This window comes from Serratia sp. BNK-17, from assembly GCF_048684935.1.
GTDB lineage: Bacteria > Pseudomonadota > Gammaproteobacteria > Enterobacterales > Enterobacteriaceae > Serratia > Serratia nematodiphila.
The window spans coordinates 368,260-383,055 of the sequence record NZ_JBLQTR010000001.1; the positions used below are offsets into that span (position 1 = coordinate 368,260).

Here is a 14,796-nt window from a genome sequence, read left to right on the forward strand (position 1 = left end):
TTGGTGGGTCGTGCAGGATTCGAACCTGCGACCAATTGATTAAAAGTCAACTGCTCTACCAACTGAGCTAACGACCCGCAGTGTGGTGGGTGATGACGGGCTCGAACCGCCGACCCCCTCCGTGTAAAGGAGATGCTCTACCAACTGAGCTAATCACCCACTGCTGTGGTACTGCTATTTTTCACACCTTGCTCTATCAAAGAGTGGTGGGTCGTGCAGGATAACTCGGCCTTTGGCCTCGCCCTAACGGGCCATCACCGGGGTGATGTTGTCTCGCTTTGCGAGACTCGAACCTCTACGGTTCTCATCCTGACGATTTAACACCTTGCTCTATCAAAGAGTGGTGGGTCGTGCAGGATTCGAACCTGCGACCAATTGATTAAAAGTCAACTGCTCTACCAACTGAGCTAACGACCCACTGATGTGGTTTACTGCTGATGGCGAATAGGTTACAAAAACCGACTCGCGGAAAACAAGGATGGGGATGTTCAGGACAACTCGACGGGTACTCGACTCGGACCTTTACTTTGCCACATCAAACCGATTCTGAAGCTGCCATTCTCTAAGAATGGTGGATCGTGCAGGATAACTCGGCCTTTGGCCTCGCCCTTGCGGGCCATCACCGGAGTGATGTTGTCTCGCTTCGCGAGACTCGAACCTTTACGGTTCTCATCCTTTACGATTCTCTATTGCAGCCATTCTCTAAGAATGGTGGGTCGTGCAGGATTCGAACCTGCGACCAATTGATTAAAAGTCAACTGCTCTACCAACTGAGCTAACGACCCATAACAGTGGTGGGTGATGACGGGCTCGAACCGCCGACCCCCTCCGTGTAAAGGAGATGCTCTACCAACTGAGCTAATCACCCACTGTTGTGGTTACTGCTACTTCAGAAATTGGTGGGTCGTGCAGGATTCGAACCTGCGACCAATTGATTAAAAGTCAACTGCTCTACCAACTGAGCTAACGACCCAATTTCCCTGCCGCTTTAACATCTTGCAAGATGTCTTGGCAACGGCGGCATATATTACTAATTTATCTTGGCAGCGCAACCTAAATTTTTTACCGATGCGTTCAACTGCTTGTTCTTCACGCGAATGAGCCCAGAAATCGGTCAAATCGACTAACTTCTGGGCTCATTTTTCTAACCGTTAACCGCCTACGCGACTTTTCGCCTGCTTGGCCGCCGCACTGGTTGGGTATTGTTTAATCACCTGCTGGAACACGGCCTTGGCTTTATCAGCCTGCCCTTTTTCCTGCATGATGATACCCACCTTGTACATGGCGTCCGGCGCCTTCGGTGATTTAGCGTAATTCTTCACCACCACCGCAAAATAATAGGCCGCATCGTCTTTTTTACCCTTGTTGTAGAACAACTGGCCCAGCCAATAGTTGGCGTTGGGCTGGTAAGTAGACTTCGGGTACTGTTTTACGAAGGACTGAAAGGCGGAAATCGCCTGGTCGTACTGTTTTTTTTCCAGCGCCAGAGAAACAGCGGCGTTGTAATCGCTGTTCTCATCACCGCCGCTCGGCGTTGCAGAAGCGGCTGCAGGCGCGCTGCTGCCCGCATCGGAAGATGCGCCTGCGGCTGCCCCGCCGGCAGCGCCCGCTGCCGCAGAGGCGCTCTGAGCGCCGCCCTGGCTGAGGCTATCCATCTGTTGATAGATTTGCTTCTGGCGTTCAACGACCTGATTCAACTGATACTGGCTTTCCTGGATTTGCCCACGGAGAGAATCAATGTCGCGTTGATTGTCAGAGAGTTGCTGCTGGAGTTGGTTTAAAAGCTGGCCTTGAGCATTGCTGATGCGCTCAAGCGAGGTGACACGGTCTTCGACCGAGCCGGAGCCGACATTACTGATTGGCGCTTGGGCAGTAGCGGCCCAAGGGGCCGCTACGCCAACCAGTAACGACAGACTCAACAGGTGACGTCTGAAGTTACTGTTCATGCGATTCTCTTAGTAAACCAGAACGGCACGACGGTTTTTAGCATAAGCCGCTTCGTCGTGGCCCAGTACTGCTGGTTTTTCTTTACCGTAAGAAACGATAGAGATCTGGTCAGCGGAAACGCCTTTACCCTGCAGGTACATTTTAACGGCGTTAGCACGACGCTCACCCAGAGCGATGTTGTATTCCGGCGTGCCGCGTTCGTCAGCGTGGCCTTCAACGGTCACTTTGTAAGACGGGTTGTTACGCAGGAATGCAGCGTGCGCGTCCAGCATCTGAGCGAATTCGGAGCTTACGTCATACTTGTCCAGGCCGAAGTAAACGATGTTGTTCTTCTGCAGTTCTTGCATCTGCAGACGAGCTTGTTCTTCGGAAGACAGGTTGCTGCTGCCGTTTTCCATACCAGTGCCGGCGCCAGCGCCCATACCAGATTGGTCGTTGTTCGCGCTTTTGTTAGAACTACAAGCTGCTACAGCCAGAACTGGCAGTGCCAGCAGAAGCCCTTTCAGCACTTTGTTCAGTTGCATTTCTTTGATCCTTTTATAGTTTGCCATACATATTTACACATGCATCACAGATACGGCGACCAGGCAGGGAATTTGACCTGTCCATCAGTTGCCGGAAGACGCGCTTTGAAACGCCCATCAGTTGACACCAACTGCAGCACGGAGCCCATACCTTGCGTGGAGCTATAGATCACCATGGTGCCGTTTGGCGCAATACTAGGCGTTTCATCCAGGAAGGTGCCGGTCAAAACCTGAACGGCGCCCGATCCAAGATCTTGTTTGGCGATGTGTTGTGCACCACTGTTGGTGCTCACCATCACCAGGAATTTACCATCGGAGCTGACTTCAGAATCCTGGTTCTGAGAGCCTTCCCACGTCAGACGCTGCGCGGCACCGCCGCTGGCGCTGATTTTATAAATCTGCGGACGCCCGCCCTGGTCGGAGGTAAACGCCAGAGACTGGCCATCCGGGAACCAGGTCGGTTCGGTGTTGTTGTTGCGGCCATCGGTCAGCTGCGTGATCTGGCCGGAGCCGAGGTTCATCACGTACAGGTTCAGGCTGCCGCTCTTGGATAGCGCGAAGGCCAGCTTGCTGCCGTCCGGCGAGAACGCCGGCGCACCGTTGTGGCGCGGGAACGAGGCGATCTGGCGGATAGCGCCGTTAGCCAGGGTCTGCACCACCAGCGCAGAGCGGCCGCTCTCGAAGGTCACGTAAGCCAGTTTGCTGCCGTCCGGCGACCAGGCCGGCGACATCAGCGGCTCAGGCGAACGGTGCACCGTGAACTGGTTGTAACCGTCGTAATCCGCTACGCGCAGCTCATACGGGAATTTCCCGCCGTTGGTCTGCACCACGTAGGCGATACGGGTGCGGAACGCGCCCTTGATGCCGGTCAGCTTCTCGAACACTTCGTCGCTGGCGGTATGGGCAGAATAACGCAACCACTGTTTGGTCACTTTATACTGGTTCTGTGCCAAGACAGTGCCCGGCGAACCCGAGGTGTCCACCAGTTGGTAGGAAATCAGGTAGCTGCCGTCGGCGCCAGGTTGAACCTGGCCGACCACCACTGCGTCGATGCCCAGCGCAGTCCAGGCCGCTGGCGTCACTTCAGACGCGGAGGTCGGTTGCTGCGGCATGCGCGCCACGTCGATCGGGTTGAATTTGCCGCTGTTGCGCAGATCCGCGCCGACAATCTTGCCGATATCTTCCGGCGGCGTGCCTGGGCCCGCCCATTTAAACGGCACCACGCCAATCGGGCGAGCGGAGTCGACCCCTTGGGTGATTTCAATGCGAACTTCCGCGTGCAGCACGGACGCCCACAGAATTAAAAAACCTAGCGCTACTCGAAATGCCTGCTTCATCTCATCTCCCTTATCCAGGCGGGATGCCTGCGATAAATTAGCAGAATTTTAACAAACCAACTTACGCAAAACTACATAATCCCTGTTGGTTACCTTAGTACATCCCTGTGATATTACTCACTCAATCAACCGTTATTGCGGTTTGAATTCAAGGATAGAATTCTTAAAGTGCTGATAAACGGCATCGCTCGGCGGCTTCGGTATATGCGCCAACTTGGCGGCAGAGACCGCGGCCTGACACAAAGCAGGATCGCCGCCCGCCGCTTGTACACTTATCAACAGGCCGTCCGGCGCCAGCTTGATACGCAGGTCGCAGGTTTTGCCGGCGAACGAACTGGCGTCATAGAATTTGCTCTGAATCGCCCCTTGGATCTGCCCCATATAACCGCTGATATCCGCCCCGCTGGCGCCAGCCGTCTTGGCATTGCCCTGCCCGGCCGGTTTACCGTCGCCCTTCGATTTGGCACCGCCGCCCTTCGGCGCGTTCTTGCCGTCCGCCAGGCCGCCAAACAGATCGCTAACTTCCTCCGATTGTTTCGCAGCCTCAGCGGCAGCCTTCTTCTTGGCGTCCGCAGCGGCTTTTTTGGCGGCAGCCGCTTTCTCTGCCGCAGCTTTCTTCTCTGCTTCAGCGGCAGCCTTCTTCTCGGCTTCCGCTGCGGCTTTTTTCTCAGCTTCAGCGGCCGCTTTCTTCTCCGCAGCCTCTGCAGCTTTTTGCTCTGCCGCGGCGGCGGCGGCTTTCTTCGCCTCTTCCGCCTGTTTCTTGGCGGCGGCTGCGGCGGCCGCTTCTTTCTTGGCTTCCGCTTCGGCTTTCTTCTGGGCTTCCGCCTGCGCCTTGGCGACCTTGTCCGCTTCAGCCTTCGCCTTGGCGGCGGCGGCTTCGGCGACCTTCTGTTGCTCTTTGGCTTTCGCTGCGGCGGCTTCCGCCGCTTTTTGCTGCTCGGCAGCCTGCTTCTGCTGCTCCGCCGCCTTCTGCTGTTGCTCAGCCTGCGCTTTGGCGTCCTGCGCGGCTTTCTCCTGCGCCGCCAAACGCTCTTTCTCCAGCTCTTTCAGGCGCTGCTGTTGCTCCGTCTGCTTCTGCTGAAGCTCTTCGGCCTGTTGCTCCGCTTTTTTCTGGCGCTGCTTTTCGGCACGCTGCGCATCGTTGCTCTGCTGCTGCTGGCGGTTGTACTGCTCAACCACCGCGCCGGGATCGACCATCACCGCACCGACCACGGTGCCATCGCCACCGCCGCCGGCGCCCATGTCGACCTTTTCCTGCAGCGATCCCCAAATCAGCAGGGCAATCAATATGAAGTGCAGAACGACCGAAACAATAACGGCGCGGTTCAGCTTATCGTTTTGCTCAGTTGCCTTTACCAAAATAGATTCCCAAAAACTGGTGTTGCTTATACGGGGTTCCTGGGCCGCAGCGCAGGAACCGGGTTGCCGTTGGCCTTACGGTCAGATCGGCTGGGTCATCAGCCCCACGGAAGCCACGCCCGCCTGATGGAGAATATTCAATGCCTTGATAATCTCATCGTAAGGGACTTCCTTCGCACCGCCGATCAAAAAGACCGTTTTCGGGTTAGCCGCCAAACGCGACTTGGCTTCGGCCGCGACTTGCTCAGGCGGCAGCAGCTCCATACGGTTGTGATCCACCACCAGGGTGTATTGACCTACACCGGAAACCTCGAGGATCACCGGCGGATTGTCATCGCTGGACACCGTCTTGGAATCGGTGGCGTCCGGCAGGTCAACCTCCACGCTCTGCGTGATGATTGGCGCGGTTGCCATAAAGATCAGCAGCAGCACCAGCAACACGTCGAGCAGCGGAACGATGTTAATTTCGGACTTCAGCTCACGCCGACTACGTCCACGTACTCTCGCCATGCTACCTCCTACTTATTTGCTGTCGCTGGAGAAGGCCTGACGATGCAGAATAGCGGTGAACTCTTCCATAAAGTTGTCGTAATTCTGCTCAAGCTTGTTGACGCGCTGGTTGAGACGGTTGTAGGCCATTACCGCCGGGATGGCGGCGAACAGACCGATCGCGGTGGCGATCAGCGCTTCGGCGATACCCGGCGCCACCATCTGCAGCGTGGCTTGCTTCACCGCGCCCAGCGCGATAAAGGCGTGCATGATCCCCCACACGGTGCCGAACAGGCCGATGTACGGGCTGATCGAACCGACGGTGCCGAGGAACGGAATATGGGTTTCCAGCGTTTCCAGTTCGCGGTTCATCGAAATGCGCATCGCGCGCGACGCCCCTTCGATCACCGACTCCGGCGCATGGTTGTTGGCGCGGTGCAGGCGGGCGAACTCTTTGAACCCGGAATGGAAGATCTGCTCAGAACCGGTCAGGCTATCGCGACGCGCCTGACTTTCCTGGTACAGACGGGAAAGCTCGATACCGGACCAGAATTTGTCTTCAAAGGCTTCGGCGTCACGCGTCGCCGCATTGAGGATACGGGTGCGCTGAATGATGATCGCCCAGGAGGCTACCGAGAAGCATATCAAAATCAACATGATAAGCTTAACCAGCAGGCTCGCCTTCAAGAATAAATCTAGGATGTTCATGTCAGTCACTGCTTAAACTCCGCGACAATAGACTTAGGAAGCGCTCTTGGCTTCATTTGGTGTGGATCAATACAGGCAATCAGGACATCTGCCTGGCTCAGTAGGGCCCCGTCAGAATTGACAATGCGTTGAGCAAACGTGAGAGAAGCCCCGCGCAGAGAGGTGATTTCACTCTGGACCTCCAGTTGCTCGTCGAGACGAGCCGGAGCCAGATAATCCACCGTCATGCGCCGGACGACAAAAGCGACTTGTTCACTGAGCAGCTGCTGTTGATGAAAGTTGTGCTGACGCAGCATCTCTGTGCGCGCTCTTTCAAAAAAGGCGACGTAGCGGGCGTGATAGACCACACCACTGGCATCGGTATCCTCGTAGTAAACGCGAACCGGCCATCGAAACAACGTATTACTCACTCTACTTCCCAGCAATGCAATTTAACGCTGCTACTATACGCAAGACGGATCGGGTTGGGAATGGGTTACAAGATGGGAATGAAAATAATTATGGGCCGTGAGGGCCCATAACGTGGGGACATCGGGGAGATTATAAAGAAACGTAAAGTAATCCTGCGCACAAGATCACAATTGCAGGAAGCGGCGCGAAAAAAGCGCGCCAGACGCTGCGCTGCGGGCGAAATCCGAAACCGTGGATCACTCCGGCGCATACGGCCCAAATCAGCAACAGCCCTTCCCAAATCTCCAGCGAGCTGGTTTTGGCGGCGAAACGCGTCGGATCCCAGAACACGCACCCCGCCAAAATCAACGCCAGCACCAGGGAAAGGGCCCGAACCGGGCCCTTGTCGGTGACAGCGTACAGCTTGTCAATCACGGACGAGCTCATTACTTACCGTCTTGCTGAGCTTTGGTCGCTTCGCTCTGCTCAAGCGCCAGCGCCGTGATGATGCCGAAGGCGCAGGCAAGAAGCGTTCCGAGAATCCAGGCAAAATACCACATGGTTTAGCTCCTTATCCTTAGTACAGCGAATGCTTGTTGTTTTCGATGTAGTTCTTGTCGAGGCGACCGAACATTTTGTAGTACGACCAGCTGGTGTACGCCAAAACGATAGGCACGAAAATCGCCGCCACGACGGTCATCACTTTCAGCGTCAACAGGCTCGACGTCGCGTCCCACATGGTCAGGCTGACGTTAGGCACGGTGCTGGACGGCATCACGAACGGGAACATGGTGACCCCGGCGGTGAGGATGACGCAGGCGATGGTCAGCGACGAAGTGACGAACGCCAGCGCGCCTTTCTCCAGACGCGAGAACAGGATGGTGAACAACGGCAGCACCACGCCCAGTGCAGGCAAGGCCCACAGCAGCGGATACTTGTTGAAGTTGATCAGCCATGCGCCGGCCTGATGCGCCACTTCTTTACGCAGCGGGTTGGATTCCGCCATGGTGTCCAGCGCCGAAGTGATCACGTAGCCGTCGATGCCTTTCACCAGCCACACACCCGCCAGCAGGAAGCATACCGCCATGATCAGCGTCGCGATCTGCGCTGCGGCGCGTGACCGCAGGTGGATCTCGCCGGTGGTGCGCATCTGCAGGTAGGTCGCGCCCTGAGTGACCAGCATGGTCAGACTGACCACGCCTGCCAACAGACCGAACGGATTCAGCAGTTGGAAGAAGTTGCCGGTGTAGAACAGACGCAGGTATTCGTCCACATGGAACGGCACGCCCTGCAGCAGGTTGCCGAACGCCACGCCGAATACCAACGCAGGCACGAAGGAACCGATGAAGATGCCCCAGTCCCACATGTTGCGCCAGCGGCTGCTCTCCAGCTTGGAACGGTAGTCAAAACCGACCGGGCGGAAGAACAAGGCCGCCAGCACCAGGATCATGGCGACGTAGAAGCCCGAGAAGGCCGCTGCGTAGACCATCGGCCAGGCGGCGAACAGCGCGCCGCCGGCGGTGATCAGCCACACCTGGTTACCGTCCCAGTGCGGGGCGATGGAGTTGATCATCACCCGGCGCTCGGTATCGGTTTTACCGATGATGCGCACCAGGATGCCGACGCCCATGTCGAAACCGTCGGTGACGGCGAAGCCGATCAGCAGTACGCCAACCAGCACCCACCAGATAAATCGCAGTACTTCATAGTCAAACATACGTGGACTCCTGTTTAGCGCGCTTCCTGCACGGCGGCAGTCGGTTGTTCAAAGTGGTAGCGGCCGGTTTTCAGGCTGCTTGGACCCAGACGCGCAAACTTGAACATCAGGTACATTTCAGCCACCAGGAACAGGGTGTACAAGCCGCAAATCAGCCCCATCGAGAACAGAATGTCGCCCGCGGTCAGCGAAGAGTTGGCGACTGCAGTCGGCAGCACCTCACCAATCGCCCACGGTTGACGGCCGTATTCCGCCACGAACCAGCCGGCTTCCACCGCGATCCACGGCAGCGGCAGGCCATACAGCGCCGCACGCAACAGCCATTTTTTCTGGCCGATGCGGCCGCGCACCACGCTCAGGAAGGACAGGCCGATAATCAGCAGCATCAGCACGCCACAGGCCACCATGATGCGGAAGGCGAAGTACAGCGGCGCCACGCGTGGAATGGAGTCCTTGGTCGCCTGCTGGATCTGCGCTTCCGTCGCGTCGCTGACGTTCGGGGTATAACGCTTCAGCAGCATGCCGTAGCCCAGGTCTTGCTTGGTTTTGTTGAATTCCGCACGCACCGCAGGATCGGTATTGCCGCCGCGCAGCTCTTCCAGCAGCTGGTAGGCTTTCATGCCGTTGCGGATGCGCACTTCATGTTGCGCCAGCAGATCTTTCAGGCCAGTGACCTGCGTGTCGGTGGAACGCGTGGCGATCAGGCCAAGCGCATACGGGATCTGAATAGAGAAGGAGTTTTCCATCTTGTCCTGATCGGGAATGCCGAACAGGGTGAAGGACGCCGGCGCCGGCTGGGTATCCCACTCCGCTTCGATGGCGGCCAGTTTGGTTTTCTGTACGTCGCCCATTTCGTAACCGGATTCGTCACCCAGCACGATCACCGACAGCACCGCAGCCATGCCGAAGCTGGCGGCGATGGCGAAGGAGCGTTTGGCGAAAGCGATGTCGCGGCCCTTCAGCAGGTAGTAAGCGCTGATGCCCAGCACGAACATGGCGCCGGTGGTGTAGCCTGCAGCCACGGTGTGAACGAATTTCACCTGCGCAACCGGGTTAAGCACCAGCTCGGAGAAGCTGACCATCTCCATGCGCATGGTTTCGAAGTTGAAATCCGACGCGATCGGGTTCTGCATCCAGCCGTTGGCGACCAGGATCCACAGCGCGGACAGGTTTGAGCCGAGGGCCACGAACCAGGTTACCGCCATGTGCTGCACCTTGCTCAGACGATCCCAGCCGAAGAAGAACAGGCCGACCAGCGTCGATTCAAGGAAGAACGCCATCAAACCTTCGATGGCCAGTGGGGCCCCGAAGATATCGCCGACGTAGTGAGAGAAATACGACCAGTTGGTCCCGAACTGGAACTCCATGGTCAAACCGGTGGCCACACCCAGAGCAAAGTTAATCGCAAATAACTTTCCCCAGAATTTGGTCATATCTTTATAGATTTGTTTGCCAGACAGGACATATACCGTTTCCATAATTGCCAGCAAGAACGCCATACCGAGCGTTAATGGGACAAATAAGAAATGGTACATCGCCGTTAAAGCAAACTGTAAGCGCGACAGTTCGACAATATCAAACATCTTGACTCCTTGCTCCTCGCAGGAAGACTCCGACACGCGGTTATCGGCATACTTCTTTCAAAGCCGCCAGTAACGCCCCGCAGTGAATGCCCTTAAACACAACAAATTTGATCCAGCTTCTCCGCTTTCAACCGCACACTCGGCCAATAGCCCCTCGGGCCGCCGACAAGCACGCCACTGAAAACCGACAACGGGTAACAAATGCAACAAGATCAACCATCCATAATCACAACATGGATGATACTCGCCCAATCCCACACAATAAATAGGTTTTTACGTGACGTGGGTTGGACTTTTGGTTACAGGTCAAATCTTAGCCGAAAGAGGTACTTCGGGCTAATTTGATCTGAGACAATTTAAGCCTATCCGCATATTATTTCCATATTCATCAGCACATTTCGCCTATTTTTCTTGAGGGCATGTTGCGCAATGGTTTAATTGTTTTTTAATGATATTTTTGTGTTAAATAAATGTAATTTAAAAGAGCCGCCATTGTATTATTACGCGCTTATTCTGCGACATAATTAACCTTTTATTTCCATTAAGCCGTGACAGTGATTGCAGTCACAAAACAACAAATCTCTCTCCAATATTAGTCTATTTCTCGCGATGGGATCGTAAAGGTTGCGATTTTGTAGCAAAATGACCACTTATGTTAAAATTCCATTGAGTGACAATAAGTTATGAAAAAAATCATCTTTGCCTCTGTCTTGGGACTCTCGGGAAACGCCATGGCCGCCGAAACGGTAAACATCACCCTGCTGGGCACCTCCGATCTGCACGGCACCTTCGTGCCCTGGGACTACGCCAGCGACACGGAAAACCTGGCGGGCAGCCTGAGCCAGATAGCCACTCAGGTCAAAAAGGTGCGCGCCGAGCAGCCTAACCTGATCCTGGTGGACGCCGGCGACACTATTCAGGGCAACTTCGTTGAAACCTTCAAGCATGAGGCCATCAGCCCGATGATGCTGGGCCTCAATGCGCTCAATTACGATGTCTGGGTGATGGGCAATCACGAGTTCGACTTCGGCCTGCCGGTGCTGGCCACCCCGCTCAAGCAGTTCAAGGGCGCGGCGCTGGCGGGCAACATCGTCTGGGACAACGGCAAGCCTTATCTGCCGGCCTACACCATCCTCGAACGCCAGGGCGTGAAGATCGGCATTATCGGCATGGACACGCCGATGACCGCTGAATTCGCCAAGGGCACCGATCGCATCAAAGGGCTGAACTTCACCGATCCGGTGCAGGCGGTGAAACAGGTCATCAAACAAATCGACGGCCAGGTCGACGCCATCGTACTGGTGGCGCATATGGGCATCGACAACGAGAACCAGCGCCCGGGCACCGGCGTGGCCGACATTGCCAACGCCAACCCGGAACTGGCGGCAATCGTCGCCGGCCACATGCATGTGAAGATCGACAAGGCGGTGGTCAACGGCGTCATCATCACCGAACCGGACAAATACGGCCGCGCGTTGTCACGCATCGATCTGCAATTTGAACGCCGCGACGGCAAATTCACGCTGATCGACAAAAACAGCTACACCTACCCGATCAAAGGTCTGACGCCGGACAGCGCCATGCAGGCTCTCTACCAGCCGTATCATGACATTTTGCGCGCCAACGCCAACCGGGTGGTAGCGAAGCTGAGCGGCAGCGATCTGGTGCCTGCCGACGAGTTCCGCGGCATTCCTCAGGTGCACGTGCAGGACACCGGCATCAGCGCGCTGTTCCAGCAGGCCGCCCGGCACTATGCGCCGCTGGCGCAGGTGATCGCCCTGCAGATCGACAACGATCGCGCCAAGCTGGACGTCGGCGACATCAAGGCCAAGGATATCGCCTTTAACTACCAATACGCCGGCGGCGAGATCACCGTTTATCAGCTTAACGGTAAAGCGCTTAAACGCTACATGGAGTGGTCCGCCGGCTACTTCAATCAACTGCAGCCGGGCGACGTCACCTACAGCTTTAACCCGGCGCGGCGTTCGTCCAAATATTCCACCAACGATTTCTTCGATGGCGTCACTTACACCATTGATCTGCGCCAACCCGCCGGTTCGCGCATCGTCGATCTGCGCCTGGCGGACGGCACGCCGGTCACGGACGATATGCCGATCCGTCTGGGCATGAACAGTTACCGCATGGGCCACCTGACGCAAAAGGGCGGCGCGCTGGAAGGGCAATCCTTCCCGGTGCTGTTCGACAGCAAAGCGCAGTACGGTGAAGAAGAAGGCACCATTCGCCACCTGGCCCTGCGCTACCTGACGGAAGTGAAACACGGCCAATACCAGGGCGTGCCGCCGCAGCGCTGGAAACTGATCGGCATGGAGGGATACGAACCGCAGCGGGCGATCGTTAAACGGCTGCTGAATGAAGGCGTTATCCAGGTGCCGACCACCGACGATGGCCGCTACACCAACGTCGCCTCGATCAACGTCAAAGACGCGCTGTTCCGCAACGCCGACGATTACCGCGCCGCCCTCGCCTCGCTGGAGCAGCAGCGGCAAGCCGCCGCGGATCCGGTGCAGCAGCGCCGCCTGCAGGATCGGATCGCGCTGATCAAGGCGCTCAACGGTTTCTGAGTTTCGCCCATAAAAAAGGCCACCCAATGGGTGGCCAAACATGTCGAGATATTGTTATTTCGTACTAGGTTCTTAGTGCTTCAGCACCGCTTTTACCGCATCGCCGATGTCCGCCAGGCTGCGGACGGTTTTCACGCCCGCCGCTTCCAGCGCAGCAAACTTCTCGTCTGCCGTGCCTTTGCCGCCGGCGATGATGGCGCCTGCGTGGCCCATACGCTTGCCTTTCGGCGCGGTCACGCCGGCGATGTAGCCGACAACCGGTTTGGTGACGTGTTCTTTGATGTAAGCCGCCGCTTCTTCTTCAGCGCTGCCGCCGATCTCACCGATCATCACGATCGCTTCGGTCTGCGGATCCTGTTGGAACATCTTCAGGATATCGATGAAGTTGGAGCCCGGGATCGGGTCGCCGCCGATACCCACACAGGTGGACTGGCCCAGACCGGCATCGGTGGTTTGTTTCACCGCTTCATAGGTCAGGGTGCCGGAGCGGGAAACGATGCCCACTTTGCCCGGCAGGTGGATGTGGCCAGGCATGATGCCGATTTTGCACTCGCCCGGGGTGATCACGCCAGGGCAGTTCGGCCCGATCATGCGCACGCCGGCTTCGTCCAGCTTCACTTTCACGGTCAGCATGTCCAGGGTCGGGATGCCTTCGGTGATGGTGATGATCAATTTGATGCCGGCATCGATCGCTTCCAGAATGGAGTCTTTGCAGAACGGCGCTGGAACGTAGATGACCGAGGCCGTCGCGCCGGTCGCTTCAACCGCTTCGCGCACGGTGTTGAACACCGGCAGACCCAGGTGCTGAGTGCCGCCTTTGCCTGGGGTGACGCCGCCAACCATTTTGGTGCCGTAAGCGATAGCTTGTTCGGAGTGGAAAGTCCCCTGGCTACCGGTGAAGCCCTGGCAAATTACTTTGGTGTTTTTATCGATTAAGATGGACATTATTTACCCTCCACTGCTGCAACAACTTGCTGAGCCGCATCAGTCAGGCTGGTCGCAGCAATGATATTCAGGCCGCTGTCCGCCAGTTTCTTGGCGCCCAGTTCGGCGTTGTTCCCTTCCAGGCGCACCACGACCGGGACGTTAACGCCCACTTCAGCCACTGCGCCAATGATGCCGTCGGCGATCAGATCGCAACGTACGATACCACCGAAGATGTTAACCAGAACCGCTTTCACCTTGTCGTCGGACAGGATGATTTTGAACGCTTCGGTCACGCGCTCTTTGGTCGCGCCGCCGCCTACGTCCAGGAAGTTGGCCGGTTCACCGCCGTGCAGTTTAACGATGTCCATGGTGCCCATCGCCAGACCGGCGCCGTTCACCATGCAGCCGATGTTGCCGTCGAGGGCAACGTAGTTCAGCTCCCACTGGGCCGCACGGGATTCACGCTCGTCTTCCTGAGAAGGGTCACGCATTTCACGCAGTTCAGGCTGACGGAACAGGGCGTTGCCGTCGGCGCCCAGTTTGCCGTCCAGGCACACCAGATCGCCCTGCTTGGTGATCACCAGCGGGTTGATCTCAACCATCGCCAGGTCGCGCTCCAGGAACAGCGTCGCCAGGCCCATGAAGATCTTGGCGAACTGGCTGACTTGCTTGCCGGTCAGGCCCAGTTTGAAGGCCAGCTCACGGCCCTGATAAGGCTGTGGACCCGCCAACGGATCGATGGTCATTTTGTGGATCAGTTCTGGGGTTTCTTCCGCTACTTTCTCGATTTCCACGCCGCCTTCGGTAGACGCCATGAATACGATGCGACGGGTCGCGCGGTCTACGACGGCGCCCAGGTACAGTTCTTTATCGATGTCGGTCGCCGCTTCAACCAGGATCTGGTTAACCGGCTGGCCCAGCGCGTCAGTCTGGTAAGTCACCAGGCGCTTGCCCAACCAGGCTTCCGCGAAAGCACGGATATCTTCTTTGCTGTTGACGACTTTAACGCCGCCCGCTTTACCGCGGCCGCCAGCATGAACCTGACATTTCACCACCCACGGGCCGGAGCCGATTTTGGATGCGGCTTCTTCTGCTTCACGCGGAGTGGTACAGGCGTAACCGGTCGGTGCCGGCATGCCATACCGAGCAAACAGCTGTTTTGCCTGATATTCGTGTAAATTCATGATGTTCTATCCATTCAGTTCTGAAGGTTTTTAGCCGGACCATTATTAC

General features: G+C 56.8%; 14 protein-coding genes, 6 tRNA genes and 2 other RNA genes. 1 reads left to right on the forward strand and 21 read right to left on the reverse strand.

Annotation, left to right across the window (positions count from 1 at the left end):
- Window position 1: 1 nt before the first annotated feature.
- The 19 genes from ACMGF7_RS01820 to cydA form a co-directional block, all read right to left on the reverse strand.
- Window positions 2-77, reverse strand: a tRNA-Lys gene (locus ACMGF7_RS01820).
- Window positions 78-83: 6 nt separating this feature from the next.
- Window positions 84-159, reverse strand: a tRNA-Val gene (locus ACMGF7_RS01825).
- 45 nt (window positions 160-204) lie between these two features.
- Window positions 205-328, reverse strand: a non-coding RNA gene (locus ACMGF7_RS01830) — RtT sRNA.
- A 13-nt stretch (window positions 329-341) separates the two neighbouring features.
- Window positions 342-417: transfer RNA gene (locus tag ACMGF7_RS01835), tRNA-Lys, on the reverse strand.
- Window positions 418-569: 152 nt separating this feature from the next.
- Window positions 570-694, reverse strand: a non-coding RNA gene (locus ACMGF7_RS01840) — RtT sRNA.
- A gap of 15 nt (window positions 695-709) precedes the next feature.
- Window positions 710-785 (reverse strand) — tRNA-Lys (locus tag ACMGF7_RS01845).
- A 7-nt stretch (window positions 786-792) separates the two neighbouring features.
- Window positions 793-868 (reverse strand) — tRNA-Val (locus ACMGF7_RS01850).
- A gap of 29 nt (window positions 869-897) precedes the next feature.
- A tRNA-Lys gene (locus ACMGF7_RS01855) sits at window positions 898-973 on the reverse strand.
- A 178-nt stretch (window positions 974-1,151) separates the two neighbouring features.
- Window positions 1,152-1,946 carry a cell division protein CpoB gene (gene cpoB / locus ACMGF7_RS01860; RefSeq protein WP_004939852.1) on the reverse strand — a complete coding sequence of 265 codons (795 nt, stop codon included), beginning with the start codon at window positions 1,944-1,946 and terminating at the stop codon, window positions 1,152-1,154.
- 9 nt (window positions 1,947-1,955) lie between these two features.
- Window positions 1,956-2,471, reverse strand: a complete 516-nt coding sequence (gene pal, locus ACMGF7_RS01865; RefSeq protein WP_004939853.1) for a peptidoglycan-associated lipoprotein Pal — start codon at window positions 2,469-2,471, stop codon at window positions 1,956-1,958.
- A 44-nt stretch (window positions 2,472-2,515) separates the two neighbouring features.
- Window positions 2,516-3,808: a Tol-Pal system beta propeller repeat protein TolB gene (tolB, locus tag ACMGF7_RS01870; RefSeq protein ID WP_004939856.1), complete on the reverse strand. Its 1,293-nt coding sequence runs from the start codon at window positions 3,806-3,808 to the stop codon at window positions 2,516-2,518.
- A 132-nt stretch (window positions 3,809-3,940) separates the two neighbouring features.
- Window positions 3,941-5,167 carry a cell envelope integrity protein TolA gene (tolA, locus tag ACMGF7_RS01875; protein ID WP_420286343.1) on the reverse strand — a complete coding sequence of 409 codons (1,227 nt, stop codon included), beginning with the start codon at window positions 5,165-5,167 and terminating at the stop codon, window positions 3,941-3,943.
- Between the two features lie 81 nt (window positions 5,168-5,248).
- Window positions 5,249-5,677 (reverse strand): colicin uptake protein TolR, encoded by a 429-nt coding sequence (tolR, locus tag ACMGF7_RS01880; RefSeq protein ID WP_004939859.1) that lies wholly within the window; start codon window positions 5,675-5,677, stop codon window positions 5,249-5,251.
- A 12-nt stretch (window positions 5,678-5,689) separates the two neighbouring features.
- Window positions 5,690-6,373, reverse strand: a complete 684-nt coding sequence (tolQ, locus tag ACMGF7_RS01885) for a Tol-Pal system protein TolQ (protein WP_004939862.1) — start codon at window positions 6,371-6,373, stop codon at window positions 5,690-5,692.
- Window positions 6,370-6,774, reverse strand: a complete 405-nt coding sequence (gene ybgC / locus ACMGF7_RS01890; RefSeq protein ID WP_004939863.1) for a tol-pal system-associated acyl-CoA thioesterase — start codon at window positions 6,772-6,774, stop codon at window positions 6,370-6,372. The genes tolQ and ybgC overlap by 4 nt, the downstream gene beginning before the upstream one ends.
- Before the next feature lie 130 nt (window positions 6,775-6,904).
- A complete protein-coding gene (ybgE, locus tag ACMGF7_RS01895; RefSeq protein WP_004939866.1) occupies window positions 6,905-7,201 on the reverse strand; it encodes a cyd operon protein YbgE in 297 nt (98 codons plus the stop codon).
- Complete coding sequence (gene cydX / locus ACMGF7_RS01900; protein WP_004939868.1) at window positions 7,201-7,314, reverse strand: cytochrome bd-I oxidase subunit CydX; 114 nt, start codon at window positions 7,312-7,314, stop codon at window positions 7,201-7,203. Before cydX ends, ybgE begins: the two co-directional genes overlap by 1 nt.
- A gap of 17 nt (window positions 7,315-7,331) precedes the next feature.
- The gene (gene cydB, locus ACMGF7_RS01905) at window positions 7,332-8,471 is read right to left on the reverse strand and encodes a cytochrome d ubiquinol oxidase subunit II (protein WP_015376980.1); all 1,140 of its coding nucleotides are present in this window, start codon (window positions 8,469-8,471) and stop codon (window positions 7,332-7,334) included.
- Between the two features lie 14 nt (window positions 8,472-8,485).
- On the reverse strand, window positions 8,486-10,054 hold the full coding sequence (cydA, locus tag ACMGF7_RS01910; protein ID WP_004939873.1) for a cytochrome ubiquinol oxidase subunit I: 1,569 nt from the start codon (window positions 10,052-10,054) through the stop codon (window positions 8,486-8,488).
- A gap of 683 nt (window positions 10,055-10,737) precedes the next feature.
- Between cydA and ACMGF7_RS01915 the strand changes: the two genes are divergently transcribed.
- A complete protein-coding gene (locus ACMGF7_RS01915; RefSeq protein ID WP_049240190.1) occupies window positions 10,738-12,636 on the forward strand; it encodes a bifunctional metallophosphatase/5'-nucleotidase in 1,899 nt (632 codons plus the stop codon).
- Between the two features lie 72 nt (window positions 12,637-12,708).
- Here ACMGF7_RS01915 and sucD read toward each other — a convergent pair whose 3' ends face one another.
- Entirely contained in the window at window positions 12,709-13,581 is an 873-nt protein-coding gene (sucD, locus tag ACMGF7_RS01920) for a succinate--CoA ligase subunit alpha (RefSeq protein ID WP_197842919.1), read from the reverse strand.
- Entirely contained in the window at window positions 13,581-14,747 is a 1,167-nt protein-coding gene (gene sucC, locus ACMGF7_RS01925; protein ID WP_015376978.1) for an ADP-forming succinate--CoA ligase subunit beta, read from the reverse strand. The genes sucD and sucC overlap by 1 nt, the downstream gene beginning before the upstream one ends.
- Between the last annotated feature and the right edge of the window lie 49 nt (window positions 14,748-14,796).